Here is a 26,498-nt window from a genome sequence, read left to right as displayed (position 1 = left end):
GACACTCACTACGCAGACGACATTGGACCGGGGTTTTTCGTGAAAAAGCTCTCCGCACGGCGACGCCACCCCTTGGCGGCGATCGTCGTACTCATCTTCGCGCTCGCGGCCACGGGGGGGCTGTACGCCGCGTTCGCGCCCGCCAAGAAGGCGGAGGCCGACGACTCTGCCTCCATCGCGGTCGAAGCGGGCAAGAAGCTCTACCTGAGCGGTTGTTCGACCTGCCACGGGCTCGACGCCCAGGGCTCCTCGGACGGACCCTCCCTGATCGGCGTCGGCGCGGCCGCCGTCGACTTCCAGGTGTCGACGGGCCGGATGCCGCTTGCGCAGCCCGGCCCCCAGGCACCGAGCAAGCCGGCGGTCTACACCCCCGCCCAGGTCGAGCAGCTCGCGGCGTACGTGGCCTCGCTCGGCGTCGGGCCCAAGATCCCGACGGCGAACATGTACGCTCCCGACGGCGACATCGTCAACGGCGCCGAACTCTTCCGCACGAACTGTTCGCAGTGCCACAACTTCTCCGCTGAGGGCGGCGCCCTGACCGCGGGCAAGTACGCGCCGCCGCTGACGAACGTGGACCCGAAGCACATCTACGAGGCCATGCTCACCGGCCCGGAGAACATGCCTTCGTTCCCGGACAGCACGATGCCCGAGCAGCAGAAGAAGGACATCGTCACGTACGTCCGCGAGACGACCAAGAAGGAGCCGAACCCCGGCGGCCTGGGACTGGGCCGGCTCGGCCCGGTGTCCGAGGGCCTGTTCGGCTGGATCATCGCTCTCGGTCTGCTCATCGGATGTGCGATCTGGGTTGCCGCTCGGACCCCCAAGGCCAGGACCAAATGAGTAGCCAGGACAAGCCAGAAGTGCCTGAAGAGCACCTGCCCGAGGTACACGCCTCGGCCCACGTTCCGGCGGAAGGCGACCCGTTCGCCGACCCCGGTCTGCCGGCCCACGAGCCGCGCGTCACCGACATCGACGAGAAGGCGGCGAAGCGCGCCGAGCGTCAGGTCGCGCTCCTCTTCGTGATCTCGATGCTGTCGACGATCGGCTTCATCTGGGCCTACGTCGGTATCGACAAGCACCGCATCATCGACATCTTCTTCTTCGGCAAGATCGGTGCGCAGAACTTCGCGCTGGGCGGCACGCTCGGCCTCGCGCTGTTCTGCATCGGCGCCGGCGCGATCCACTGGGCGCGCACGCTGATGACGGACGAAGAGGTCGTCCAGGAGCGGCACGAGCTCGCCTCCGACGCCGAGACCCGCGAATACGCGATCCGTGAGTTCGCTCAGGGTGCCGCCGACTCCGCGATCGGCCGCCGGCCGCTGATCCGTCGCACGATGATCGGCGCGATGGCCCTGGTGCCGCTGTCCGGCGTCGTGCTGCTGCGCGACCTCGGCCCGCTGCCGGGGACCAAGCTCCGGCACACCGAGTGGGCTCCGGGCAAGGAGCTCATCAACGAGGCGACCGGCAAGCCGATCAAGCCGAACGACATCGTCAAGGGCTCGCTCACCATGGCGCTCCCCGACGGTCTGGTGGAGAAGTACGGCCCCGCCGGTCAGAAGGAAGAGCTCGAACACGGGTGGCTGGAGGAGGCCGGCAAGGCCGCGGTCCTCCTGGTCCGCCTGGAGCCGCAGGACATCAAGTCCAAGAAGGAACAGGCGTGGGGCTACGAGGGCATCGTGGCGTACTCGAAGATCTGCACCCACGTGGGTTGTCCGATCGGACTGTACGAGCAGCAGACGCACCACCTGCTCTGCCCGTGTCACCAGTCCACCTTCGACCTCGCCGACGACGGTAAGGTCGTGTTCGGACCGGCTGCGCGGTCCCTGCCGCAGCTGAAGATCCATGTGAACGAGGCGGGTAACCTCGCCGCGTCGCAGGACTTCGCCGAACCGGTCGGCGCGAGCTTCTGGGAGCGTGGCTGATGTCGAGCGAAAAGCCCAAGGGCGGGGAGAACAGGAACACCCCGATCCCGAACAACGCGGCCGTCCGTGCCGCCGACGCCATAGACAGTCGGCTGGGCATCTACGGCGCCGCGAAGAAGAACCTGCGCAAGGTCTTTCCGGACCACTGGTCCTTCATGCTCGGTGAAGTCGCGCTCTACAGCTTCATCATCCTGCTGCTGACCGGTGTCTTCCTGACCCTGTTCTTCCAGCCCAGCATGGAGGAGGTCGTCTACGACGGCTCCTACGTGCCGCTGCAGGGCATTCACATGTCCCAGGCGTACGCCTCGACGCTGGACATCAGCTTCGACATCCGCGGTGGCCTGGCGATGCGTCAGATCCACCACTGGGCCGCGCTGATCTTCGTGTCGTCGCTGTTCGTGCACATGTTCCGGATCTTCTTCACCGGAGCGTTCCGCAAGCCGCGCGAAATAAACTGGCTCTTCGGCTTCATCCTGCTGGTGCTGGCCATGGTCAACGGCTTCACCGGCTACTCGCTCCCGGACGACCTGCTCTCCGGTACGGGTCTGCGGATCGCCGAGGGCGTCGTGCTCTCGATCCCGATCGTCGGCACCTACCTGCAGTTCTTCCTGTTCGGTGGGGAGTTCCCGGGCAACGACATCGTGCCGCGCCTGTTCACGATCCACGTGCTGCTGGTGCCCGCGATCATGGTCGGTCTGCTGACCGTCCACCTGATCCTGGTCTTCTACCACAAGCACACGCAGTTCCCCGGTCCCGGCAAGACCGAGAAGAACGTCGTGGGCCTGCCGCTCCTGCCGGTCTACGCGGCCAAGGCCGGTGGCTTCTTCTTCATCGTGTTCGGCATCACCGCCGCCCTCGGCGGCATGGTGCAGATCAACCCGATCTGGGCCTACGGCCCGTACAACCCGGGTCAGATCACCGCGGGTTCCCAACCGGACTGGTACATCGGGTTCCTCGAGGGATCCCTGCGCATCATGCCGAACTGGGAATGGAACATCTGGGGCCACACGCTCAGCTTCAACGTGATGATCCCGTCCCTGATCGTGCCGGGCGTGCTGTTCACGTTCATGGCGCTGTATCCGTGGATAGAGGGTTGGATCACCGGCGACAAGCGTGAGCATCACCTGCTCGACCGGCCGCGCAACATGCCGGTCCGGACGGGTCTGGGTGTCGCCTGGATCGTGGCGTACGGCGTGCTGTGGGTCTGTGGTGGCAACGACGTCATCGCCACGCACTTCGCCCTGTCGATCAACACGATCACCTGGATCGGGCGCTTCGCGTTCTTCATCGCCCCCGTGCTGGCCTACATGGTCACCGTCCGGTGGTGCAAGGGCCTGCAGCGGCGCGACCGCGACAAGGTCCTGCACGGTCGCGAGACCGGTGTCATCAAGAAGCTCCCGCACGGCGAGTTCGTCGAGATACACGAACCGCTGGCCCCGGAGGTTCGGCACACGCTCACCGCGCACGAGCAGCCGAAGCCGTACCAGCTCGAGGCGGCCGAGGACGAGAACGGCGTGGCCCGCAAGGTCAAGGGGTCGCACAAGCTGCGCTCCAAGCTCTCCCACTGGTACTTCGCCGAGCCGATCGAGAAGCCGACGGCCGAGGAGTACAAGGAACTGACCAGCGGACACGGTCACCACTGACGCGACCGGGGCCGAGCTGCTGACGCCACATCGGCACGACCCGCAGGACGCGCAGCAAGCGACGAAGGGCCCCACCGGATCTCTCCGGTGGGGCCCTTCGCGTCGCACCCCGCAGACGGCCGCCCAGGGCCTTTCGCGGCCCGGGCCGGCGCGGCCGCGGAGGGGCGGTCGCCGCGGGGTCAGAGCGGCCGGACGGTCGCGGGACCGGTGGTGCTCATCGAGAGCCATTCCGCCCAGTCGAGGTTCCACTCGCCGTAGCCGTTGCCGACCGGCTCCATGGTCTTGGGGTTGCCGGTGTTCACGACCGTGACGATGTCGCCGACCTTGACCTGGTCGTAGAACCACTTGGCGTTCTCGGTGCTCATCCCCACGCAGCCGTGGCTCACGTTGGCGCGGCCCTGCGCGCCGACCGACCACGGGGCCGCGTGCACGAACTCGCCGCTCCAGGTGACCCGGGTGGCCCAGTAGACGTCCAGGCGGTAGCTGTCGCTGCTGCCCGCCGCGATGCCGACCGTGGTGCCGTCCATCACCACGTGCGGCTGCTTGCCGAGCACGACCTTGGTGCCCGAGCGGGTGGTGAAGCCGGGCTTGCCGGTGGTCACCGCCAGGGTCCTGAGCTCGGTGCCGTTGCGGGACACGGTCATCGAGTGCGCCCCCGCGTCCACCGTGGCGACCACGGCGTCGCCGACGTCGAACACGACCGGCTCGCCCGGCCCGCCGTAGACGCCCCCGCCGAAGTCGAGGCCGATCAGGCTGGTGGTCACCGAGACCTTCGTGCCGACCGGCCAATAGTTCTTGGGTCGGTATCGCACCGTGTCGTCGTCGACCCACCCCCACGCGCCCTCGACCGGCGTGGACGCCGAGACGATCAACCGTTTCTCCACCGCGGCGCGCAGTCGGGGATCGTTGATCGGCCGGTCGAAACCCACGGTGATCGGCATGCCCACGCCGACCGTCGAACCGGCCTCCGGCAACACCGTGTCCGCCCGCATCTCGGCGTCCGGCGAGATCGTCCGGAACGACGTGCGCCGGGTCGCGCTCAGCCCGAACGCGTCGACCGCGGACGCGGTCAGCGTGTACTCGGTGTCGTAGTCCAGCGGCTCGGAACTCGACCACGATCCGCCGCCGGTGGCGTTGGCGCCCGGAACGAGTCTCCCGTCGGGTCCGATCAAACTCACCGCGTACAACCGGCCGTCGCGCGCCTGGACGGTGATCGGCTCGCCCGCGGGCGTCGGCCGATCCGTCCGCACGCCCAGGTCGACCCGGGCGATGCCGGTGGCGGGCCGCTCGATCTCGGCGGCCCGCTGCTTTTCCCACGTCCCACATCCGGCGACGAACACGAGCGGTACGACCGGCGTGACGGCCCATCCGATCCACCGGAGGCGAACAGCACTTTCCCGACTCACTCAAGACCTCCAGCCGTGCTCAACGAGCGCGGTATTCGCGGAGTTGCTGCGTCGAGAGTGGCCGGGAAAGGGCCGATTCATTCATATAATCCGACAAAGCACCCGATCGGGGTAGGTCATCGGATCCCGTCGGATCCCGTCGGATCCCGTCGGATCCCGTCGGATCCGATCGAGTGTCCTACGGTGCGGGAGTCCCCGAGGTCGGGGCCGCCCCGCCGCCGCTCAGCGCGCTGCCCTTGAGCCAGGTCGCCCAGTCGACGTTCCAACCGCCGAGGCCGTTGCCGGGCTTGACGGTCTTGTCGGTGCTGTTGAGGACCTCGACCGGGTCGCCCTGGGTGACCAGGTCGAAGAACGTCTTCGCGTTGGAGGCGCCCATCCCGATGCAGCCGTGGCTGTCGTTCTGTCGGCCGAACTTGCCCTCGTTCCACGGCGCGCCGTGCGCGTACGTGCCCGACGCCGTGAGGTGCACCGCGTGACGGACGTTCTTCATGTTGTACGCGTCACCCAGGCCGACGGTCTCCGAGTCCATCGTGATGCCGTCCACCTTGTCGAGCACCACCATCGTGCCGCCCCAGGTCGGGAAGCTGGGGCCGCCCGCCGAGATCGGCAGGTTCTTGATCTCGGTGCCGTCCTGCTTGACCGACATGTACTTCGACTTGAGGTCGGCGGTGGCGACCAGCGAGCGCCCGATCGTGAACTTGATGTCCTTGGTCTGCTTGCCGTAGACGCCAGGGGCCGCCTTCGCGCCGGTCAGGTTCGCCTTCAGGTTCACCTTCGTACCGGTCACCCAGTACTTCTCCGGGCGGTAGTCCACGCGGTCGTTGCCGTCGAGGTCCTTGAGCCAGGACCACGAGCCCTGGACCGCGGGCTCCGAGACGACCTTCAGGTTCCGCTCGATCGCGGCCTTGTCCTTGATCGGCTCGTTGAACTTCAGCGAGATGATCGCGCCGACGCCCCACGTGCTGTCCGGCTCGATGTTGAAGTTCGCCACGAACGTGTCGTCGGCGCTCTTCGTGTTGAACTTGCTCTGCGCCGTGACCTCGACGCCGTCGGCGTTCGCGGCCTTGGCGGCCACCGTGTAGGCGCCGGCGTTGGCCAGTGGCGCGTCCGGCTTCCAGCCGATCCCGTCGGGGCTGATCTGCCCGGCCACGGTCTGGCCCTTGGCGTCGGTCACGACCACCGAGGTCAGCTTGCCCCCGGTCGCGTCGACCTTGAGGACGCCGTCCGTCTCGACGCTCTTGGTGCCGTCGGCGGGAGTGATGGCGATCGCGGCGGGCCCGGCCGCGCCCTTCTTGTTCGGACCGCTGCTCGAACCACCGGAGTTGCCCCCGGTCGACCCGCCGGGGTCGGTCTTGCCGCCGTCGGACGAGCAGCCTGCGATGAATATGAGCGGCGCCACCATGAGTCCCGCGAAGAGGCGTATGCCGCCGCCCGCTGCCCCCGTGCGCGATGCTCCGTGTATCCGGGGCACGCGTTTTCCTCCCTCGTCCTGGTACTCCCTTGCGTCCATTTGACGCATCGACCCGCGGTCGGGGTTGCTACAACCGGCGAACAGTCACACAGCGGTGACATTCGCGGGCGTCGGGGAGTCCTCTGTAGATATCACACAAGGCCGGTCACCCATTCGGGTGACCGGCCTTGTGGCGAAACCGTATTGCGTTGGATGCGAATCGGTAGCGCTCAGTAGCGCTGGTTCTCGCCTCGGTAGAACTCGAAGACCCAGCCGAAGACGCCGATCGCGACGAGCGGGGCCGCGAACATCGCCAGCCACCAGCCGAAGATGACGCCGAGGAACAGCAGCGCCGACCCGCTCGCCAGCAGCAGCGGCTGCCAGCTGTGCGGGGCGAAGAAGCCCAACTCGCCGGCGTCGTCGGCGATCTCGCCCTCTTCGTTGTCCTGCGCGAGCAGGTCCATCCGGCGCGCGGTGAAGATCAGGTAGAACCCGATCATCAGCGACAGGCCGAACGTCAGCGCGAGGGCCGTCGTACCGGTCGGGTCCTCGGAGAGGACCCAGTAGACGATCGTCACCGGCAGCAGGAACACCGCCAGGACCGCGAACAGGACACCGTTGAACTTCACTTCTCGGTTCCCTTCGCCAGTTCGGGCGACGCCTCGGAGCGCTCGTCGGTGAGGTACTCCAGCGCCGCGATCTCCGGGTGGTGGAGGTCGAACGCGGGGGCCTCGGAGCGGATCCGCGGAATGCTCGTGAAGTTGTGCCGCGGCGGCGGGCAGGACGTCGCCCACTCCAGCGAACGGCCGTAACCCCACGGGTCGTCCACCGTGATCTTCTTGCCGGTCTTGTGCGTCTTCCAGACGTTGTACAGGAAGGGCAGGAGCGACAGACCCAGCAGGAACGAGCCCAGAGTCGAGATCGTGTTCAGCGTGGTGAAGCCTTCCGAGTCCAGGTAGTCCGCGTACCGACGGGCCATGCCCTCGGCACCCAGCCAGTGCTGCACCAGGAACGTGGTGTGGAAGCCGATGAACAGCGTCCAGAAGCAGATCTTGCCGAGCTGCTCGTCGAGCATCTTGCCGGTGAACTTCGGCCACCAGAAGTGGAAGCCGGCGAACATCGCGAAGACGACGGTGCCGAACACCACGTAGTGGAAGTGCGCCACCACGAAGTACGTGTCCGAGACGTGGAAGTCCAGCGGCGGCGACGCGAGGATGACACCGGTCAGACCACCGAACGCGAACGTCACCAGGAAGCCGACGGTCCACAGCATCGGTGTCTCGAAGGACAGCGAGCCGCGCCACATGGTGCCGATCCAGTTGAAGAACTTCACGCCGGTGGGTACGGCGATGAGGAACGTCATGAAGGAGAAGAACGGCAGCATGACCGCGCCGGTCGGGAACATGTGGTGCGCCCACACGGTGACCGAGAGGCCCGCGATCGAGATGGTCGCGGCGATCAGGCTCTTGTAGCCGAACATCGGCTTGCGCGCGAAGACCGGGATGATCTCCGACACGATGCCGAAGAACGGCAGCGCGATGATGTACACCTCTGGATGTCCGAAGAACCAGAAGAGGTGCTGCCACAGGATCGGTCCGCCGTTGGCCGGATCGAAGATATGGGTACCGAACTTGCGGTCGGCCTCCAGGGCGAACAGCGCCGCCGCCAGGACCGGGAACGCCATGAGGACCAGAACCGAGGTCAGCAGGACGTTCCAGCAGAAGATCGACATGCGGAACATCGTCAGACCGGGCGCGCGCATGCAGATGATCGTGGTGATGAAGTTGACGGCACCGAGGATGGTGCCGAAGCCCGACATCGCCAGACCCATGATCCACATGTCACCGCCGATGCCCGGCGAGCGGACCGAGTCGGACAGCGGGGCGTACGCGAACCAGCCGAAGTCGGCGGCACCCTGCGGGGTGAGGAAGCCGGCGACCGCGATCAGCGAACCGAACAGGTAGAGCCAGTAGGCGAACATGTTCAGTCGCGGGAACGCGACGTCCGGCGCGCCGATCTGCAGCGGCATGATCCAGTTCGTGAAGCCGGCGAACAGCGGCGTCGCGAACATCAGCAGCATGATCGTGCCGTGCATCGTGAACGACTGGTTGAACTGCTCGTTCGACATGAACTGCGTACCGGGACGGGCCAGCTCGGCGCGCATGAGCAGCGCGAGCACACCACCGATGCAGAAGAAGACGAAGGAGGTGATCAGGTACATCGACCCGATCGTCTTGTGGTCCGTGGTCGTCATCCACTTGATGACGATGTTCCCGGGTTCCTTGCGGCGGACCGGAGGCGGTCCGTCCGCGGCCACGGTCTGTGGCTCACTGAGGATTGTCACTCGTCACTTCTTCCCGTGCGCTTCAACGGGGGCAGGCTCGTTGATCGTGCTGCGCAGCTCACCGATCTGGCCCTTCTGGGCCAGCTCCCTCAGGTGTCGGACGTATTCGGCCTTGTCCACGATCTTCACATTGAAGAGCATGCGCGAGTGGTCCACGCCGCACAGTTCGGCGCACTTGCCGCCGTACGTGCCCTTCTTCGTCGGGACGACCTCGAACTTGTTCAAGCGGCCCGGGATGATGTCCTTCTTGTAAAGGAAGTTCGGAACCCAGAACGAGTGGTTGACGTCCGGCGAGGTGAGGTCGAACCGCACCGACTCGCCGACGGGCAGGTACAGCGTCGGCGGCTTGCCGGGCGTGCCCTGCTCGTAGACGTTGATCGTGCCGTCGGCCGGGTCACCCTTGTAGTTGAAGGACCAGCTCCACTGCACGCCGACCACGTTGATCACGTTGTCGGGGTTCTTGGAGAGCTCTTCGAGCTTGGTCTCGTCACGCGCGGTGAAGTAGAAGAAGACCGCGATCATGATGCCGGGGATGACCGTGTACAGAACCTCGATGGGGAGGTTGTACCGCGTCTGCGGCGGGATCTCGATCTTGGTACGCGACCGGCGGTGGAACGCGACGCTCCACAGGATGAGCCCCCACACCACGGCACCGACGATCAGCGCTGCAATCCAGGCGCCCTGCCACAGCGACAGGACTCGCGGACCCTGCTCGGTGACAGGGTTGGGCAGGCCGAGTCTCGGCAGGTCCTTGGAATCGACGGAGCAGCCGGTGGCGGTCGCAATGACGAGGCCCAGAGCCAGCAGCTGCGGCACCCTGCGCCGCATCCAGCGCCGCGGCGAGCGGTCGGAGCCGTAGGGACTCACGTAGCGCCTTCCCGAATGTCTCGCCCGCGCGCCGAGGTCCGGATCGGGAACTTATCTCCCCTGACGACCCGTTGCGCGGACAGGTATGGATGTTTCTGCGGGCCAAACCCTACTCCAGCCCTATTCGGGTCGCGCGCGGAGGTCGGGTGTCGCGGAACGGGCAGATGTACCGGTGCGTCCGTTCGGGCGAACAGGCCGAACACGTCCGGCAATCGGTTATTGGCTACCGTCCGACTCATGGCGTATTTCGACGCGGCCTCCACCGAACCACTCCACCCCGCCGCGAAAGCGGCTTTCCTGAGCACTCTCGACGAGGGCTGGGCCGATCCCGCGCGCGGCTATTACGACGGCCGACGGGCCCGGATGCTGCTCGACGCCGCCCGCGAGACCGTGGCGTCCGTCCTGGGCACCCGATCCGACGAGGTGTCGTTCACCACTTCCGGGACCCAGGCGGTCCATACCGGCATGCTCGGCGTGCTCGCGGGCCGCCGGCGCGTAGGCGCGCACGTGGTGGTCGGCGCGGTCGAACACTCGTCCGTATTGCACGCCGCGGACACCCACGCGGCCCTTTCGGAGCAGCGCGGAACAGTCGCGGAAATCACCCGGACGAGGGTGGACCGTACCGGCAGGCTCGACCCGGCGGCGTTCGCGTCGGCGCTTCGTTCGGATACCGCGCTCGCGTGCGTGCAGAGCGCCAACCACGAGGTCGGGACGGTGCAGCCGATCGCCGAGGTGGCGGAGGTGTGCCGACGGGCGGGCGTACCGCTGCTCGTGGACGCCGCGCAGTCCGTGGGCCGAATGCCGGTGCCGGACGGCTGGTCGGTGCTGACCGCGAGCGCGCACAAATGGGGCGGCCCGGCGGGCGTCGGCCTGCTCGTGGTCCGCAAGGGCACCAGGTACGTGTCGCCGCTGCCGTACGACGAGCGCGAGGCGCGGCGGGTGCCCGGCTTCGAGAACGTCCCGGCGATCGTCGCGGCCGCGGTCGCGCTCGGCGCGGCGACCACCGAGTCGGCCGACGAGGACCGCCGGATCTTCGGGCTGATCGACCGCGTCCGGGCCCGCGTCGCCGAGACGGTGCCGGATGTCGAGGTGGTCGGCGACCCGGTCGACCGGCTCCCGCACATCCTCACCTTCTCGTGCCTGTACGTGGACGGCGAGGCGCTGTTGACCGAGCTGGACAAGGCCGGCTTCGCGGTGTCGTCCGGATCCTCGTGCACGTCCTCGACCCTGACGCCCAGTCATGTCCTGGAGGCGATGGGCGTGTTGTCCCAGGGCAACATCCGGATCTCGCTGCCGCGCGGGGTGGCCGAGGCCGAGGTGGACCGCTTCCTGGCGCTGCTGCCGGGTCTGGTCGCGAAGCTGCGCGCGGTGGTCGCCCACGAACCGGCGCCGCGGGTCGCGGCGCCGGCTCCCGAGGAGAGCGGCGTCGTGGTGGACGCGCTCGGCCGGCGGTGTCCGATCCCGGTGATCGAACTGGCCAAGCGGATCCTCGACGTCGAGGACGGCACGCTGGTCACCGTGCTCTCCGACGACGAGGCATCCCGCCTCGACATCCCGGCCTGGTGCGAAATGACCGGCCACGAGTTCGTCCGCGCCGAAGCGCGGGTCAGGGGCAGCGCGTACGTGGTTCGGCGCCATGGCTAGCCGACGCGGTGGCCTCAAGCGCCGGCCGGGCTGCCTGGCCTCGAACGCCGGCCGGGCTGATTCGATCCGGCGCGTGAGGCCGCGGCGCGGTCAGGTCGGGAGGTGGGCCGAGACGTCGGTGGCGGCGGTGTCGCCGTAGGCCTGGGCGAGCCGGGCCAGGAACGAGGTCCGCCGCAACGAGTACTCCTGCGTCCCCACCGTCTCGATGACCAGGGTCGCCAGCATGTTGCCGACCTGCGCCGCGCGCTCCAGCGACAGCCCCCACGAGATGCCGGACAGGAAGCCGGCCCGGAACCCGTCGCCGACCCCGGTCGGGTCGACCTTGGCTTCCTCGGCCGGGCACGCCACGACGATCGTGTCGAGGCCGGCCTGCTCGATCCGCACCCCGGCGGGACCGAGCGTGGTCACCCGGACGCCGACCTTCTTCAGGATGTCGGCCTCCGACCAGCCGCTCTTTTGGGTGATCAGCCCGCTCTCGTACTCGTTGGTGAGCAGGTACGCGGCGCCGTCGATGAGCCGGCGGATGTCGTCGCCGTCCATCCGAGCCAGCTGCTGCGAGGGGTCGGCGGCGAACGGGTAGCCGCGCTCGCGGCACTCGTCGCTGTGCCGCAGCATCGCCTCGGGGTCGTTCGCGCCGATCACGACCAGGTCGAGCCCGCCGACCCGGTCGGCCACCGGCCGCAGCTCGATCTCGCGGGCCTCGCTCATCGCCCCCGTATAGAAGGACGCGATCTGGTTGTGCTCGGCGTCGGTCGTGCACACGAACCGTGCGGTGTGGTGGGTCTGCGAGATATGCACGGACTCGGTGTCGACGTGATGCCGGTCCAACCACGAGCGGTAGTCGACGAAGTCGGCCCCGGCGGCGCCGACCAGGATCGGCGACAGCCCCAGGCACCCCATGCCGAAGCAGATGTTCGGCGCGACGCCGCCGCGCCGGATGTCGAGCTGGTCGACGAGGAACGAGAGGGAAACCACGTGCAGCTTGTCCGAGACGAGCTGGTCGGAGAACCGACCGGGGAACGTCATGAGGTGGTCGGTGGCGATCGACCCGGTCACGGCAATGCGCATGGCGCGTGGCTCCTGGAGTACGTGGAGTACGAGGGGGGAAACTCGCACACGTTAACCCACCGCGATTCGCGGCCCCATCGAAAACTACCCATCGGTAGACCGTGCCGTCACGCTCCGTGCGATCTAGGCTGGGAAACCCCAGTCAAGGAGTCCCGTAATGCCGTCGATGCCCGTGATGCCCTCCCAGGCCGAGCCCGAGACGCTCGAGGACCTGCGCGGTGACTGCCGTCACATCGACGCATCGTGGACCACGCCCGGCCCGGAGCGCACGCCCGCGAGGATCGCGGCGACGGGTTCGCACGCTCCCGCGACCGACGTCCCCGCGCACGGCGCGACGCTCCTGGCGGGCATGTCCGAATACGGCGACTGATTCGGCGACCGAGGGAACCGCTCCGCCGGGGAGTGCGTCGGACCGGCATGCGTACCCACGGTGAGAACGACGAAAGCACTCGGAACGAACGGACCGGGCGCCGGCGGTTGTTGATCCCCGCGCTGGCGATCGTCGCGGTACTCGGCATCGGCGGCGGCGCGCTCGCGCTGACCGGGGGTGACGACGGGTCGGCCCGCGAGGAGGTCGCGGGGTCGGGCTCATCGGCCGCCCCCGGAACCCCGGGCTCGATCGAACCCGCCGCGCCCAGGGACGTCGCGACGGCGGGGGCGGCCGAGCCGCCCGCCCCGGGCGACGCCGCTCCCGGCAACGCGGCCCCGAACGGCACGGCCCCGAGCACGGGCCCGGGCAACGCGGCCGGTCCCGACGCCTCCACCTCGACCTCGTCGCCGGTGCTGCCCTCGGGCGGTCCCAACACGTACTACCCGGCGCAGCAGAACACGCAGTTCAGCCGCTACACGGTCCACCCGGACGGCCGCACCCTCACGACCCGGTTCTGGGGCGGCGAGTGCGCGACCTACCGCGTCGTGGTCGACACGGAGTCGGCGACACGGGTCGCGATCCGGGTCCAGGCCACCGACAAGGGCGGCATGTGCACCACCATCGCCGTCGAGGTCTCGGCCGACGTGATTCTTCCCACGCCGCTGGGCGACCGGGCCGTCGTCGACGCCAAGACGGGCGCGACGATCACCCCGGGCGGCCATCCGCTCTCCTGACCCCGAACACCCGAACACCCGGACATACGCCGACGCCGCACCGTCCCCCGGAGGGGTCGGTGCGGCGTCGGGTGCGGGTCAGAGCCGTTCCGCGATCCCGGGGATCAGTGGAACGAGTCGCCGCAGGCGCAGGAGCCGGCGGCGTTCGGGTTGTCGATCGTGAAGCCCTGCTTCTCGATCGTGTCGACGAAGTCGATCGTGGCGCCGCTCAGATAAGGCGAGCTCATCCGGTCGGTGACCACGGAGACGCCACCGAAGTCCGCGACGACGTCGCCGTCGAGCGAGCGCTCGTCGAAGAACAGCTGGTACCGCATGCCGGAACAGCCGCCGGGCTGGACGGCCACGCGCAGCGCGAGATCGTCGCGACCCTCTTGCTCCAGCAGAGTCTTGACCTTGGCCGCCGCCTCATCGCTGAGGAGGATGCCACCGGTCTTGGTGGTCTCGTCCTGGACAGTCATCTGCAAGCTCCCACGTGGTGGTCCGTCGTTCGTACGCACTTCCACCGTCGGCAACCGATGGAGGCTCGGCCCTATTCCCACTCGTGTTCTCGGGCCTCGCGTTCATTCATGGTCGCACACCCCCACTCTCGTCAACCTGACATGAACAGGATAAGATTGTTAATGTCAATTAGACGAGAAGAGGTACGCGCCGTGACCGCGACACACGATCTGGACCTGCCGCCCGGGGTGCAGCCGACGCCGCTCGCGCTGCTGATGCTCGGGCGCGCCGCCGACCCGCGCAGCGAACGGGGCGTCGAGTGTCCCGGTGACCTGCCCTCGCCGTCCGACCCGGACCTGGTGGCCCGGGCCCGCGCGGCCAAGGAGCGCCTCGGCGACAAGGTCTTCATCCTGGGCCACCACTACCAGCGCGACGAGGTGATCGACTTCGCCGACGTGACCGGCGACTCGTTCAAACTCGCCCGCGAGGCGGCGGCCCGGCCGGGCGCGTCGTACATCGTCTTCTGCGGTGTGCACTTCATGGCCGAGAGCGCGGACATCCTGACCTCCGACGAGCAGCAGGTGATCCTGCCGGACCTCGCCGCGGGCTGCTCGATGGCCGACATGGCCACCTCCGAGCAGGTCGAGGAGTGCTGGGACGTGCTCGCCGACGCGGGCATCGTGGATGTGACCGTGCCGGTCTCGTACATGAACTCCTCGGCCGACATCAAGGCGTTCACCGGCCGCAACGGCGGCACCATATGCACGTCCTCGAACGCCAAGCGCGCGCTCGACTGGGCCTTCGAGCAGGGCGAGAAGGTGCTGTTCCTGCCGGACCAGCACCTCGGCCGCAACACCGCGGTCCTGGAGATGGGGCTGACCCTCGACGACTGCGTGCTGTACAACCCGCACAAGCCCAACGGCGGGCTCACCCGCGAGCAGCTGCGCGCGGCCAAGATGATCCTGTGGCGCGGTCACTGCTCGGTGCACGGGCGGTTCGACGTCGCGGCGGTCGACGAGGTGCGGGCCCGGATCCCCGGGGTCAACGTGCTGGTCCACCCGGAGTGCCGGCACGAGGTGGTCAACGCGGCCGACTACGTGGGCTCGACCGAATACATCATCAAGACGCTGGACGCGGCCGAGCCGGGTTCGGCGTGGGCGATCGGCACCGAGCTCAACCTGGTCCGCCGGGTGGCCGCGGCGCACCCCGACAAGCAGGTCGTCTTCCTGGACAAGACGGTGTGCTTCTGCTCCACGATGAATCGGATCGACCTGCCGCACCTGGTGTGGACCCTGGAGTCGCTGGCCGACGGCAACGTGGTCAACCGGATCCGGGTGGACGCGGAGACCGAGAAGTTCGCCAAGGTCGCGCTGGATCGGATGCTGGCACTGCCGTAGCCGCGCCGGCGCTCGTGCGGATCGGGCCGGATCGTGAACGCGGCACGGGCGGTGCGCCCCGGGGTCACCCGGGACACACCGCCCGCACGCAGCACGGAGGAGCGGTTCGTCGCGGTCAGCCGGGGATCAGGCCGTCCGCGCGGAGCATCTTCCTGACTTCGTCCACGTGTGCGTCCGTTGCCGGCAACATCAGGTCGGACGACACGATCTCCTCTGCCGGCACGTCCGTGCCGACCTCGCGGACCTTGGCCAAAAGCGCTGTCAGGGCGGCGCGAAAAGCGGCGTCGTCACCACTCTCGATCGCGACCTGAAGCTCGTCGTCGTACCGGTTGAGCACCGCGAGGTACTCCTCCGCGACGTCGAGCTGGCCCTCACCCATGATCCGCACGATCATGTGCCGTCTCCTTGCTTGTCGAAGCGCGGCCGGGGCTGACCGGGGCCGATCGCCGGCGGCGGGGTGCCACCGGAGAGCTCGGCCTTCATCCGCTCCAGCTCCAGTTCCACGTCCGACGTGCTGGACAAACGCTCCAGCTCGGCGGTGATGTCGTCCTTCGCCATCCCGGTCGGGTCGTCGAGCGCGCCCGAGGCGAGCAGCTCGTCGATCGCACCCGCTCGGGCCTGCATCTGCGCGGTCTTGTCCTCGGCCCGCTGGATCGCGAGCCCGACGTCGCCCATCTCCTCCGAGATGCCGGCGACCGCGCCACCGATCCGCGCCTGTGCCTCGGCGGCCGTGTAGGTCGCCTTGATCGTCTCCTTGCGGGTGCGGAACGCGTCGACCTTGGCCTGCAGTCGCTGCGAGGCCAGGACGAGCTTCTCCTCCTCCGCCTGGAGGTTCTGGTGTTGGGTACCGAGGTCCGAGATCTGCTGCTGCACACCCGAGCGACGCATGAGCGCCTCGCGGGCCAGATCCTCGCGACCGAGCGCCAGCGCCTTGCGGCCCTGGTCCTCGAGCTTGCCCGACTGCTGCTGCAGGCCGGTCATCTGCAGTTCCAGCCGCTTGCGGGAGGTGGCCACATCGGCCACGCCCCGACGCACCTTCTGCAACAGCTCAAGTTGCTTCTGGTACGAGTAGTCGAGCATCTCGCGTGGATCCTCGGCCTTGTCGAGGGCCTTGTTGGCCTTCGCGCGGAAGATCATCGCCATTCGCTTCATTACACCGCTCATGGGCCTCGCGTGCCCCCTTCGTAGGCAACCCGTGCTGCTCTCTGAAGCCTAAATGCCCAAGCGACCTTGTGGCAGCAGGGCTTTGCCTCAGTTGACGTGTCCGCTCCCGCGAGAGTTCCGAATCGGTGCCGCGGACGAATCCGGGGAGCCTTGAAATGTCCCGCACGTCGAACACGTAGGCTTTGAGTGTGTTCCGACGACGTTCGCAGGCAGAGCCCGAGACCGCCGAGCAGTCCCTGGAGCGTGCCCAGGGTTCGCAGGCCGTCCGTGACCCCCAGGCCCCCAAGGGCCGTCCGACGCCCAAGCGCAGCGATGCCCAGGCCAACCGCAAGACCAAGGTGTCCGTTTCCAAGGACCCCAAGCAGGCTCGCAAGCAGGCCAGGATGCGCATGCGCGAGGAGCGCGAGACGCAGCGCCAGGCGCTGCTGACCGGTGACGAGCGGGCGCTCCCGGCGCGTGACCGGGGCCCCCTGCGCCGGTTCGCCCGGGACTACGTCGACGCGCGCTACACGGTCGGCGAGTTCTTCCTGCCCTCCGCCGTGCTCATCCTGATCCTGAGCATCCTGCCCAGCCTCGCGCTGAAGAACTTCTCGTTGTTCCTGTGGATCGCGGTGATCCTGCTGATCATCCTCGACTCCATTCGGGTCAACATGGGTCTGAAGAAGGCGCTGCGGGCGAAGTTCCCGAAGGAGAGCCTCAAGGGCATCACGCCCTACGCGCTGATGCGCTGCCTGCAACTCCGTCGCCTGCGGCTGCCCAAGCCCCAGGTCAAGCGTGGCGAGAAGGTCGCATGACCACGATCACCGGGCTGACCGGCGACCTGCACACGCTGGTCCGGCGCGAGCTGGTGGCCCGCCAGCTGGCCGAACACATGACGCGCCTGCGCGACCGGGGTCCGCTGCGGGTGCTCGACGTCGGCTGCGGGCCGGCCTCCCCCGGCATACTGCTCGCTCGCGCGGGCCACATCGTCACGTCGGTGAACACCGACACCGAGGTGCTCACCACGCTGCACGACGACCTGGCCCAGGAGGCGGCCGACGTCCAGGGCCGGATGCGCCTGGTCGAGGGCGACGGCGCCGAGGCCGGTCGGCACTTCCCGCCGGGCAGCTTCGACCTGGCCATATGCCACGACGTGCTGGAGGCTCAGCCCGAGCCCGACGGCATGCTCGCGGCGCTCGCCCGGATGATGACGCAGGGCGGCCTGATCTCGGTCACCTCGCGCAACGCGGGATCGCTCGCGATGCGCGCGGGCGCCGCGGCCCAGTGGACCGCGACGCTCAAGGGACTGTCGGCGACCACGTACCCCAACCCGGCCGGCGGCACGTTGCGCGCGGACACGGTCGAGGGGCTGTCCACGGTGCTCGCGGATCTCGGCGCGCCGGTCCTGGAGTGGTACGGCGTGGGCGTCTTCAGCGGCCTGCAGCCGGACGACGCCGAGCCGCCCCGCGGGCAGAAGGCCTGGCAGAACCTGCTGGCCTGCGAGGAGGACGCGTCCCGACGCGCCCCGTACCGCGACATCGCACCGATACTGCATCTGGTGGGCCGCAAGACGGTGCGCTAGATCGGGTCGCGAGTGCCCGACATAGGGTGTTCGCATGGACTTCCGACACCTCGGCCGCAGTGGCCTCGTCATCAGCGAGATCGCCTACGGCAACTGGCTCACCCACGGTTCCCAGGTGGAAGAGGACGCGGCGCTCGAGTGTGTACGGGCCGCGCTTGACTGCGGGATCACCACGTTCGACACCGCCGACGTGTACGCGGAGACGCGCGCGGAGTCGGTCCTGGGACGGGCGCTGAAGGGTGAGCGCCGCGAGGGCCTGGAGATCTTCACCAAGGTCTACTGGCCCACCGGCCCCGGTCACAACGACCGGGGTCTGTCGCGCAAGCACATCCTGGAGTCGATCGACGGCTCGCTGTCCCGGCTCGGCACCGACTACGTGGACCTGTACCAGGCCCACCGGTTCGACCACGAGACGCCGCTGGAAGAGACCATGCTGGCGTTCGCGGACGTGGTCCGGGCCGGCAAGGCGCTGTACATCGGCGTCTCCGAGTGGAACGCCGAGCAGATCCGGGCCGGCGCGGAGCTCGCGCGCGAGCTGCGGGTCCCGCTGATCTCGAACCAGCCGCAGTACTCGATGCTGTGGCGGGTGATCGAGGCCGAGGTCGTGCCGACCTCGGAGGAGCTCGGGCTCGGGCAGATCGTGTGGTCGCCGATAGCGCAGGGCGTGCTCACCGGCAAGTACCTGCCGGGGCAGCCGCCCCCGGCCGGGTCGCGCGCCACCGACGACAAGGGCGGCCAGAACTTCGTGTCCCGGATGCTCACCGACGACTTGCTCACCCGGGTACAGCAGCTGCGCCCGCTGGCCGACGAGGCCGGGCTCTCGCTCGCCCAGCTCGCGGTGGCCTGGGTGCTGCAGAACCCGAACGTCTCCGCGGCCATCATCGGCGCGTCGCGTCCGGAGCAGGTCCACGAGAACGTCAAGGCCGCCGGCGTGCGGCTGGACGAGGGACTGCTGACCAAGATCGACGTGATCCTCGACCCGGTCGTCAGCCGTGACCCCGCGCTCACCGTGAGCCCGACGACGCGGCCGTGACACGGTCTTGAGATGATCAAGAGGGGCGCGGCCTCGGCCGCGCCCCCTTCACGTCTCCGATCGGGCACGTTTCCGATCGGGCACGTTCCGAATCGGTTCCGGCGCGGAGGACCTCAGCCCTCGGCGGCGCGCAGACTCATGTGTTCGTACACGGCTGTGTCGTCCTCGAGCAGACTCACCTGCTCGATGCCGGCCGCCAGCAGGTCCTTCCAGATCTCGCCGAGCCAGCTCTCGGCGTCCGACTGGTTCGTGAAGTCCTCTGCCTGCGGTCCGTCGACCGGGGCCCCGTCCGCGTCCTCATACCGCCACACCCACGACATGTCGGGCTCCTCACCTCGGATCTCGGACCGTCAAAGACGTGCACAGTAGATCAAGCCCACCCACCACATAGCCAGGAGCACGACGACACCCATGGAGCTGACGCTGCTCGGCACGGCCGGTCCCAAGGGCTGGCCCCAGCCGTTCTGCACCTGCGCGTCCTGTCTGGGGTGCACCGGTCCGGTCGTACGCGGACCCGCGTCCGTGTTGCTCGACGGCACGCTGCTGCTGGACTGCGGGCCGGAGCCCGCACACGCGGCGGCGCGGGCGGGACGCCCGCTGACGGGGGTGCGGCGGCTGCTGCTGAGCGGGCCCGCCGAGTCCGCGTCGCTGGCGTGGCTGCCGCCGCGGGCTCGACGAGGTCGCCGCGCCGTCCGCGCCGCCGGCCTGGCTGCCGGCGCCGGCGGCGGCCGCGGTGGCGGCAGGTCGCGGCCGGCGACGTCCTCGACCTGGACGGGCACCGGATCCGGGTGCTGCCGGGCGGTACGCCGGAACGGGTCGCGTACGAGGTGACCGGCGCGGACGGCACCCGTCTGCTGTACGCGCCGCCCTCGGCGCTGCCGCCGGAGGCGGAGGCGACCCGGGCCTGGACGCGCGAGGGCGGGCACTACGACGTGGTCCTCCTGGACGTGGTGTCCTGGCCCGAGCGACTGGCCACGCTGCGCCGCGACGGCGCGGTGACCGCGGATACCGACGTGCTCGCGATACACCTGTCGCACGAGTCGCCGCCGGGCGAGGAACTGCACCGTCGGCTGGCCGCGTGGGGCGCGCGCGCCGTACCGGACGGCGGCGTCGTACGGGTCGGCGGCGACGCCGCGCCCGCGGCCCCCGGCCGCACCGCACGCTCGTGCTCGGCGGCGCCCGCTCGGGCAAGTCGGCCGAGGCCGAACGCCGGCTCGCGGCCTGCCCGGAGGTGCTCTACGTGGCGACCGGCGGCACCCGCGAGGGCGACGCGGAGTGGGCCGAACGCGTCGCGCTGCACCGCGAGCGGCGGCCGGACACCTGGTCGACCGCCGAGACGGTGGACCTGACCCGGCTGCTCACCGAGGCGCGGCGGCCACTCCTGGTGGACTGCCTGTCGCTGTGGCTGACGGCCGTCATGGACGCCAGCGGCGCGTGGGACGACCAGGAGTGGGCGGCGGGGGCGCGCGAGGCCGTACGCGCCGACGTGGCGGCCCTGGCGGCCGCCTGGCGCGCCTGCCGGGTCCCGGTCGTGGGCGTGAGCAACGAGGTCGGCAGCGGCGTGGTCCCGCCGACCCCCGCCGCCGCCGCTTCCGGGACGAACTGGGCCGGCTGAACGCCACCATCGCCGGCGAATCCGACGAGGTCCTGCTCGTGGTCGCCGGCCAGGTCCTCACCCTGCGCGGCCTCCCGCGACGCGCCCGACACGCGGCCTCGTAGGCGGTGTCCGCCGCGCCCGCCGGGTCGGCGACGCCCGGCGCCGCGGCCCGATCCGTCGGGCCCGGCCCCGCCCGGGGGATCCGGGCGAAGCCGGGCCCGGGATCCCCCGGGCAGGCCCCGGACACTCCCCGGCCCGTCGCGACGGCGCGAACCGCACAACTACCCTGGCCACCGTGACCATCGACCTCGATTCCCTGGCCGCCCACGTCGAGCGACCGGACGACGACGCCCGCGCCCGCGTCCGCGACCACCTCGTCGCCCTCGCCGGCGCCCCCGGGGCCTACGGCCGACTGGAGGACCTCGCGATCTGGTTCGCCTCGGTCCAGGGCGGCAAGACCACCGCCCCGATCGGCACCGCGCGCGTCGTCCTGTTCGCCGCCGACCACGGCGTCGCCGCCCACGACGTGTCGGTGCGCCGACCCGGCTGGACCGCGCGCGAGGTGCGGGCCACCCTCGACGGCGCCTCACCCTCGGCCACCTTCGCGGCCGCCGTCGGGGCGCGCGTACGGGTCGTCGACGTCGCCGTCGACGCCGAGCCCGACGCCTTCCCCGAACACGTCTCGCGCGACCGGATCGGCCGCGCGAGCGCCCCGATCGACACCGCCGACGCGCTCGCCCCCGGCGAGGCCGAGCGGGCGTTCCGGGTCGGGATGGACGTCGCCGACGCCGAGATCGACGCGGGCGCCGACATCCTCCTCCTCGGTTCGCTGGGCGCCGCCGCGACCACTCCGGCCGCGGTCCTGATCGGCGCGCTGACCGGCATGGACGCGGCGGCCGTGATCGGTCGCGGCTCGGGCATCGACGACGCGACGTGGATCCGCAAGTGCGCCACCATCCGGGACGCGCTGCGCCGCGCGCGGCCGGTGCTCGGCGACCCGATGCGCCTGCTCGGCGTCTCCGGCGGGGCCGACTTCGCCGCGATGACCGGGTTCCTGCTGCAGTGCTCGATCCGCCGCACGCCGGTGCTGATCGACGACGTGGCCACCGCCGCGGCGGCGCTGGTCGCACAGCGGATCTCGTACCGCTCCCCCGACTGGTGGCTGGCCGGGCACGTGACGCCCGAGCCCGGGCACGTCAAGGCGTTGGACCGGCTCGCGCTCGAACCGGTCCTGGACTACAAGGTCCGCGCCGGCGAGGCGGTCGGCGCGCTGCTCGCGCTGCCGGTGCTGCGCGCGGCGGTGGACCTCGTGGCGCGGGTGAACCCCACCCCGTGAGTTCGGGCACCACCTCGGCCGGGCTGCGCCTGGCCTTCGGCATCCTGTCGGTGATCCCGGTCCGGGTCGACCGGGTCGACCGCCCGGTGGCCGGCCGGGCGATGGCGTGCGCGCCGCTGGTCGGCCTGGTCCTGGGCGGCCTCGCGGCGGGCTTGCTCGCACTCGCCGGGTGGGCCGGCACCGGTGCGTTCACCGCCGCCGTGCTCGCGGTCGGCGCGCTCGCGCTGCTCACCCGCGGCCTGCACCTGGACGGCCTCGCCGACACCGCCGACGGCCTCGGTTCGGCCAAGCCCGCGCCGGACGCGCTGCGGATCATGAAGGCGTCCGACATCGGCCCGTTCGGCGTACTGGCCCTGGTCTTCCTGGTGTTGGTGGAGACCGGCGCACTGGTCCGTCTCCAGCACGCGGGCTCGGCCCCCGCCGTCGCCGCGCTGGTCGTGGCGACCGTGACCGGGCGGGCCGCGCTCGCGATCGCGTGCGGCCCGGGCGTGCCCTCCGCGCGTCCGGACGGGCTCGGCGCGATGGTCGCGGGCACGGTCGGCCGCGGCGTGCTCGCCGCGTGGTCGCTCGTCCTGGTCGCCGGCGCGGGGCTGTACGCGCTCGTCCAGGGCCCGGCGGAGGGACTGCGCGCGCTCGGCGCGGTCGCCGCCGGACTCGGCGCGGGCGCACTGCTGTTGCGGCATACGACCCGCCGATTCGGCGGGATCACCGGCGACGTGCTGGGCGCCGTGGTGGAGACCACGGGATGCGTGACCCTCGTGGTCCTGTCCACTGGCTGAGACGTTTCCCGCGGGGCCGTGAAATGCTGGACGCGAACGTATCTTCCATACGGCTCGTCACCGCACGGCGACGGCGTTCCGAGCACGGATGCCGTCGTCGGTGCCCCTCCTCGTCCCGAGGGACGTGAGGGACACCCAGCGATCTTGAGAGACAGGACACCCGTGACCACACTGAGTATCGGCTCCACCGCGGCTCTTTCCCTGCGCGCCGACGTTCTGGTGATCGGCGCCACCAAGGGCGAGGACGGCGCCGTCGTCGCCGCCGGCGGCGAGAGCGTCGCCGCGGCCTTCGACGGCCGGCTCACCGACACCCTGTCCGCGCTCGGGGCCACCGGCGCCGAGGGCGAACTGCACCGCGTCCCGACCTTCGGCGCGGCCAAGGCCCCGCTCGTCCTGGTCGTGGGCCTGGGCGAACAGCCCGCCGACGGCTTCACCGCCGACGCGCTGCGCCGCGCCGGCGGCAACGCCGCACGCGCCCTCGCGGGGGTCAAGAAGGCCGGCGTCGCCATGCCGCTGACCGGCGCGGAGGCGGTCGGCGCGTTCGGCGAGGGCGTGCTGCTCGGCGCGTACTCCTTCGAGACCTACCGCGAGAAGTCGCGCGAGGGTCGCAAGGAGGCGGTCAAGGAAGTCGTGCTGCTCGGCATCAAGGGCCGCGACAAGGCCGCCAAGGCCGCCGTCGAGCGCGCCGCGATCACCGCGCAGAGCGTCAACCAGGCCCGTGACCTGGTCAACACCCCGCCGAACGACCTGAACCCGAAGGACTTCGCCGCGGTCGCGGTGGACACCGGCAAGAACGCCGGCTTCAAGGTCGAGGTGCTCGACGACAAGATGCTCGCCAAGCAGGGCTTCGGCGGCATCCTCGGTGTCGGCCAGGGCTCGGCCGCCAAGCCGCGCCTGGTCCGCCTGGGTTACACGCACCCCAAGGCCAAGCGCACGATCGCGCTCGTCGGCAAGGGCATCACCTACGACTCGGGTGGCATCTCGCTCAAGCCGGCCGGCTCCAACGAGACGATGAAGATGGACATGGGCGGCGCGGCGGCCGTCCTGGGCGCGGTCGCGGCCGTGGCCCGCCTGGGCCTCGCGGTCAACGTGACCGGCTGGCTCGCGCTCGCCGAGAACATGCCGTCCGGCACCGCCACCCGCCCCGGCGACGTGCTGCGGATGTACGGCGGCCGCACGGTCGAGGTGCTCAACACCGACGCCGAGGGCCGGCTCGTGCTCGCCGACGCGATCACGCGCGCGTGCGAGGAGTCGCCGCAGATGCTGATCGACGTCGCGACGCTGACCGGCGCGATGATGGTCGCCCTGGGCAACGACATGTACGGAATCATGTCCAACGACGACGACTTCCGCGACGCCGTGTACGACGCCGCGACGCGGGCGGGCGAGCCGTCGTGGCCGATGCCACTACCGGCCGACATGCGCAAGTCGATGGACTCGCCGATCGCGGACATCAAGAACATGGGCAACTCGCGCATGGGCGGCGGCCTCGTGGCGGGTCTGTTCCTCCAGGAGTTCGTGGCCGAGGGCGTCAGTTGGGCGCACCTGGACATCGCGGGCCCGGCCTTCAACGAGGGCGAGGTCAGCGGCTACAAGGCGAAGGGCGGCACGGGCGTCGCCGTCCGCTCGCTGCTCCAGGTCGCGCAGGACGTCGCGGACAACCGGATCTGACCCGGCGTCGGATCCGTCCGGTCGAGACCGGACCGGACCCGACCGGATCGGCCGGGGCACGCAGGCGCCCCGGCCGGCCCGGCGGATCGGTCAGGAACCCTCGCCGGCCTGGCGTCGGGTCCACTCGCGCATCCGCTTGGGGTAGCCCATCAGCGCCGCCTCGTACACGGGGATGCCGAGTTTGCGGGCCAGCGCCCGCGCCGCCGCCGGGTCGGCGACCCGGCGCCTGGTCCACTCCCCCGTGTCGGCGACGAACACCACGGTGGTCCCGCTCAGCGTCGTGACCGGCTCGATGTACGCCTCGACGCCCTTGCGGCTCTGCGCGAACTCGCTCAGGTGGGCGGCCGCCGCGGCGGCCTGCCTGCGGTCTGGCGCCTCCGCGCCGGATCCGCGTCTGCGTCGGAACAGCCCCACGGGAATTCCTTCCTGTCGTACCTGCATGTCGTACGCGCGGAAGTCGGGATCGTGTTGGGCACAACGAGCCGCAACGACACGGTGTGCCCCCGATCCGCCCCTTCGTCGCCTTCCCTGTGGGACAGCCAACACCGGGGCGGAGTGCTCGGTCGCTCTCGACAAGTGGGAGGATGTTGTACCGGCACTTGAGACCTTCCACAAGAAGGGGGTGCTACCCGCCGCGTCCCGCGCGGGTGAGCATCGCAATCACAGGAGGACGTGACGTGGCGAACGACGCCGGAGCCGTTTTCGATGTAGTCATTCTCGGAGGCGGGAGCGGCGGCTATGCGTGCGCCCTCCGCGCGGCCGAACTCGGTATGCGGGTCGTCCTCATCGAAAAGGGCAAGCTCGGCGGCACGTGTCTGCACAACGGCTGCATCCCGACCAAGGCGCTGTTGCACGCCGGTGAGGTCGCGGACCAGACCCGTGAGAGCGAGCAGTTCGGCGTCAAGTCGACGTTCGACGGCATCGACATCTCCGCCGTGCACGCATACAAGGACGGCGTCGTCTCGCGCCTGTTCAAGGGCCTGACCGGCCTGATCAAGAGCCGCAACATCACCGTCGTCGAAGGCGCCGGCAAGCTCGTGTCGCCGACCGCGGTCGAGGTGAACGGGCAGCGCTACGAGGGTCGACACGTGGTGCTCGCGACCGGCTCCGTGCCGAAGTCGCTCCCGGGCCTGGAGATCGACGGCAACCGCGTGATCAACAGCGACCACGCCCTCGTGCTCGACCGGGTCCCGCAGTCCGCGGTGGTCCTGGGCGGCGGCGTGATCGGCGTCGAGTTCGCGAGCGCCTGGAAGTCCTTCGGCGTGGACGTGACCATCGTCGAGGCACTGCCGCACCTGGTCGCGCTCGAGGACGAGGCGAGCAGCAAGCTGCTCGAGCGGGCGTTCCGCCGGCGCGGCATCAAGTTCGAGCTCGGCTCGCGCTTCAGCGGTGTCGAGTACACCGACGGGGGCGTCCGGGTCTCGCTGGAGAACGGCAAGCAGATCGAGGCCGAGCTGCTGCTCGTCGCCGTCGGTCGCGGCCCGGTCTCGGCGGGGCTGGGCTACGAGGAGGCCGGCGTCGAGATGGACCGCGGCTACGTCCTGGTCGACGAGTACTGCGCCACCAACGTGCCGACGGTCTCCGCCGTGGGCGACCTCATCCCCACCCTTCAGCTCGCCCACGTCGGTTTCGCCGAGGGCATCCTGGTCGCCGAGAGGATCGCGGGCCTGAACCCGGTCCCGATCGACTACGCGGGTGTCCCCCGCGTGACCTACTGCGACCCGGAGGTGGCCTCGGTCGGCCTCACCGAGGCGCAGGCGGTCGAGCGCTACGGCTCGGACAAGCTCGCGTCGATCAGCTACAGCCTCGGCGGCAACGGCAAGAGCCAGATCCTCAAGACCACCGGCCAGGTCAAGGTCGTCTCGGTCAAGGACGGTCCGGTCGTCGGCATCCACATGGTCGGTGCCCGGATGGGCGAACTGACCGCGGAAGCCCAGCTGATCTACAACTGGGAGGCCCTGCCGGCCGAGGTCGCCCAGCTCATCCACCCGCACCCGACGCAGTCCGAGGCGCTCGGAGAGGCCCACCTCGCGTTGGCGGGCAAGCCGCTGCACGTCCACGACTGACGTACGGC

25 protein-coding genes and 1 pseudogene are annotated in these 26,498 nt (G+C 69.8%); 15 read left to right on the top strand and 11 right to left on the bottom strand.

What is annotated here, in order from left to right; translation table 11 throughout:
- Positions 1-39: 39 nt before the first annotated feature.
- Genes OG928_RS24180 through OG928_RS24170 form a run of 3 tightly spaced genes read left to right on the top strand, consistent with a single transcriptional unit; the run spans position 40 to position 3,565 of the window.
- Positions 40-840, top strand: coding sequence for a c-type cytochrome (locus tag OG928_RS24180; protein ID WP_406287255.1), 801 nt, complete (start codon positions 40-42; stop codon positions 838-840).
- Entirely contained in the window at positions 837-1,922 is a 1,086-nt protein-coding gene (locus tag OG928_RS24175) for a Rieske 2Fe-2S domain-containing protein (RefSeq protein WP_406287252.1), read from the top strand. Before OG928_RS24180 ends, OG928_RS24175 begins: the two co-directional genes overlap by 4 nt.
- Entirely contained in the window at positions 1,922-3,565 is a 1,644-nt protein-coding gene (locus OG928_RS24170; RefSeq protein ID WP_406287251.1) for a cytochrome bc complex cytochrome b subunit, read from the top strand. Before OG928_RS24175 ends, OG928_RS24170 begins: the two co-directional genes overlap by 1 nt.
- A gap of 179 nt (positions 3,566-3,744) precedes the next feature.
- On the opposite strand, the gene OG928_RS24165 is transcribed toward OG928_RS24170, so the two are convergent.
- The 5 genes from OG928_RS24165 to coxB all read right to left on the bottom strand — a co-directional run bounded on the left by OG928_RS24165 (position 3,745) and on the right by coxB (position 9,632).
- Complete coding sequence (locus OG928_RS24165) at positions 3,745-4,971, bottom strand: Ig-like domain-containing protein (RefSeq protein WP_406287249.1); 1,227 nt, start codon at positions 4,969-4,971, stop codon at positions 3,745-3,747.
- A 178-nt stretch (positions 4,972-5,149) separates the two neighbouring features.
- Positions 5,150-6,442, bottom strand: a complete 1,293-nt coding sequence (locus OG928_RS24160) for an Ig-like domain-containing protein (RefSeq protein WP_406287246.1) — start codon at positions 6,440-6,442, stop codon at positions 5,150-5,152.
- A 209-nt stretch (positions 6,443-6,651) separates the two neighbouring features.
- A complete protein-coding gene (locus tag OG928_RS24155; RefSeq protein ID WP_406287245.1) occupies positions 6,652-7,050 on the bottom strand; it encodes a cytochrome c oxidase subunit 4 in 399 nt (132 codons plus the stop codon).
- Complete coding sequence (ctaD, locus tag OG928_RS24150) at positions 7,047-8,765, bottom strand: cytochrome c oxidase subunit I (protein WP_406287242.1); 1,719 nt, start codon at positions 8,763-8,765, stop codon at positions 7,047-7,049. Before ctaD ends, OG928_RS24155 begins: the two co-directional genes overlap by 4 nt.
- Before the next feature lie 3 nt (positions 8,766-8,768).
- Positions 8,769-9,632, bottom strand: coding sequence for a cytochrome c oxidase subunit II (gene coxB / locus OG928_RS24145; RefSeq protein ID WP_406287240.1), 864 nt, complete (start codon positions 9,630-9,632; stop codon positions 8,769-8,771).
- 237 nt (positions 9,633-9,869) lie between these two features.
- On the opposite strand from coxB, the gene OG928_RS24140 reads away from it, so the two are divergent.
- A complete protein-coding gene (locus OG928_RS24140; RefSeq protein WP_406287239.1) occupies positions 9,870-11,276 on the top strand; it encodes a cysteine desulfurase/sulfurtransferase TusA family protein in 1,407 nt (468 codons plus the stop codon).
- A 90-nt stretch (positions 11,277-11,366) separates the two neighbouring features.
- Here OG928_RS24140 and OG928_RS24135 read toward each other — a convergent pair whose 3' ends face one another.
- The gene (locus OG928_RS24135) at positions 11,367-12,344 is read right to left on the bottom strand and encodes a carbohydrate kinase family protein (protein ID WP_406287236.1); all 978 of its coding nucleotides are present in this window, start codon (positions 12,342-12,344) and stop codon (positions 11,367-11,369) included.
- A gap of 157 nt (positions 12,345-12,501) precedes the next feature.
- Between OG928_RS24135 and OG928_RS24130 the strand changes: the two genes are divergently transcribed.
- The gene (locus OG928_RS24130; RefSeq protein WP_406287234.1) at positions 12,502-12,714 is read left to right on the top strand and encodes a hypothetical protein; all 213 of its coding nucleotides are present in this window, start codon (positions 12,502-12,504) and stop codon (positions 12,712-12,714) included.
- Between the two features lie 47 nt (positions 12,715-12,761).
- Positions 12,762-13,448, top strand: coding sequence for a hypothetical protein (locus tag OG928_RS24125; protein ID WP_406287231.1), 687 nt, complete (start codon positions 12,762-12,764; stop codon positions 13,446-13,448).
- A gap of 104 nt (positions 13,449-13,552) precedes the next feature.
- Here the strand turns inward: OG928_RS24125 and OG928_RS24120 are convergent, their stop codons facing one another.
- A complete protein-coding gene (locus OG928_RS24120) occupies positions 13,553-13,906 on the bottom strand; it encodes a HesB/IscA family protein (RefSeq protein WP_395862290.1) in 354 nt (117 codons plus the stop codon).
- A gap of 162 nt (positions 13,907-14,068) precedes the next feature.
- On the opposite strand from OG928_RS24120, the gene nadA reads away from it, so the two are divergent.
- Positions 14,069-15,283, top strand: coding sequence for a quinolinate synthase NadA (gene nadA, locus OG928_RS24115; RefSeq protein ID WP_406287229.1), 1,215 nt, complete (start codon positions 14,069-14,071; stop codon positions 15,281-15,283).
- Between the two features lie 115 nt (positions 15,284-15,398).
- On the opposite strand, the gene OG928_RS24110 is transcribed toward nadA, so the two are convergent.
- Both OG928_RS24110 and OG928_RS24105 read right to left on the bottom strand, forming a co-directional pair.
- Entirely contained in the window at positions 15,399-15,677 is a 279-nt protein-coding gene (locus OG928_RS24110) for a hypothetical protein (protein WP_406287227.1), read from the bottom strand.
- The gene (locus tag OG928_RS24105) at positions 15,674-16,447 is read right to left on the bottom strand and encodes a PspA/IM30 family protein (RefSeq protein ID WP_079026675.1); all 774 of its coding nucleotides are present in this window, start codon (positions 16,445-16,447) and stop codon (positions 15,674-15,676) included. The genes OG928_RS24110 and OG928_RS24105 overlap by 4 nt, the downstream gene beginning before the upstream one ends.
- A gap of 188 nt (positions 16,448-16,635) precedes the next feature.
- Between OG928_RS24105 and OG928_RS24100 the strand changes: the two genes are divergently transcribed.
- Genes OG928_RS24100 through OG928_RS24090 form a run of 3 tightly spaced genes read left to right on the top strand, consistent with a single transcriptional unit; the run spans position 16,636 to position 19,041 of the window.
- Positions 16,636-17,241, top strand: a complete 606-nt coding sequence (locus tag OG928_RS24100) for a DUF3043 domain-containing protein (protein WP_406287224.1) — start codon at positions 16,636-16,638, stop codon at positions 17,239-17,241.
- Positions 17,238-18,008 carry a class I SAM-dependent methyltransferase gene (locus OG928_RS24095; RefSeq protein WP_406287221.1) on the top strand — a complete coding sequence of 257 codons (771 nt, stop codon included), beginning with the start codon at positions 17,238-17,240 and terminating at the stop codon, positions 18,006-18,008. The genes OG928_RS24100 and OG928_RS24095 overlap by 4 nt, the downstream gene beginning before the upstream one ends.
- Before the next feature lie 34 nt (positions 18,009-18,042).
- On the top strand, positions 18,043-19,041 hold the full coding sequence (locus OG928_RS24090; protein ID WP_406287218.1) for an aldo/keto reductase family protein: 999 nt from the start codon (positions 18,043-18,045) through the stop codon (positions 19,039-19,041).
- 113 nt (positions 19,042-19,154) lie between these two features.
- Here the strand turns inward: OG928_RS24090 and OG928_RS24085 are convergent, their stop codons facing one another.
- The gene (locus tag OG928_RS24085) at positions 19,155-19,361 is read right to left on the bottom strand and encodes a hypothetical protein (protein ID WP_406287216.1); all 207 of its coding nucleotides are present in this window, start codon (positions 19,359-19,361) and stop codon (positions 19,155-19,157) included.
- A gap of 91 nt (positions 19,362-19,452) precedes the next feature.
- Between OG928_RS24085 and OG928_RS24080 the strand changes: the two are divergent.
- The 4 genes and pseudogenes from OG928_RS24080 to OG928_RS24065 all read left to right on the top strand — a co-directional run bounded on the left by OG928_RS24080 (position 19,453) and on the right by OG928_RS24065 (position 24,424).
- Positions 19,453-20,760 (top strand): annotated as a pseudogene (locus tag OG928_RS24080) (bifunctional adenosylcobinamide kinase/adenosylcobinamide-phosphate guanylyltransferase).
- A 173-nt stretch (positions 20,761-20,933) separates the two neighbouring features.
- The gene (locus tag OG928_RS24075) at positions 20,934-21,974 is read left to right on the top strand and encodes a nicotinate-nucleotide--dimethylbenzimidazole phosphoribosyltransferase (RefSeq protein ID WP_406287214.1); all 1,041 of its coding nucleotides are present in this window, start codon (positions 20,934-20,936) and stop codon (positions 21,972-21,974) included.
- On the top strand, positions 21,971-22,753 hold the full coding sequence (locus OG928_RS24070; RefSeq protein ID WP_406287212.1) for an adenosylcobinamide-GDP ribazoletransferase: 783 nt from the start codon (positions 21,971-21,973) through the stop codon (positions 22,751-22,753). The genes OG928_RS24075 and OG928_RS24070 overlap by 4 nt, the downstream gene beginning before the upstream one ends.
- 162 nt (positions 22,754-22,915) lie before the next feature.
- The gene (locus OG928_RS24065) at positions 22,916-24,424 is read left to right on the top strand and encodes a leucyl aminopeptidase (protein ID WP_406287210.1); all 1,509 of its coding nucleotides are present in this window, start codon (positions 22,916-22,918) and stop codon (positions 24,422-24,424) included.
- A gap of 90 nt (positions 24,425-24,514) precedes the next feature.
- Here the strand turns inward: OG928_RS24065 and OG928_RS24060 are convergent, their stop codons facing one another.
- A complete protein-coding gene (locus tag OG928_RS24060; protein ID WP_406287207.1) occupies positions 24,515-24,838 on the bottom strand; it encodes a hypothetical protein in 324 nt (107 codons plus the stop codon).
- A 263-nt stretch (positions 24,839-25,101) separates the two neighbouring features.
- Between OG928_RS24060 and lpdA the strand changes: the two genes are divergently transcribed.
- Positions 25,102-26,490: a dihydrolipoyl dehydrogenase gene (gene lpdA, locus OG928_RS24055; RefSeq protein ID WP_406287204.1), complete on the top strand. Its 1,389-nt coding sequence runs from the start codon at positions 25,102-25,104 to the stop codon at positions 26,488-26,490.
- Positions 26,491-26,498 lie beyond the last annotated feature (8 nt).

It is taken from the genome of Embleya sp. NBC_00896 (genome assembly GCF_045207785.1).
GTDB lineage: Bacteria > Actinomycetota > Actinomycetes > Streptomycetales > Streptomycetaceae > Embleya.
The sequence above is the reverse complement of the archived record's forward strand: the minus strand, read 5'-3'. Positions and strand labels throughout refer to the sequence as shown.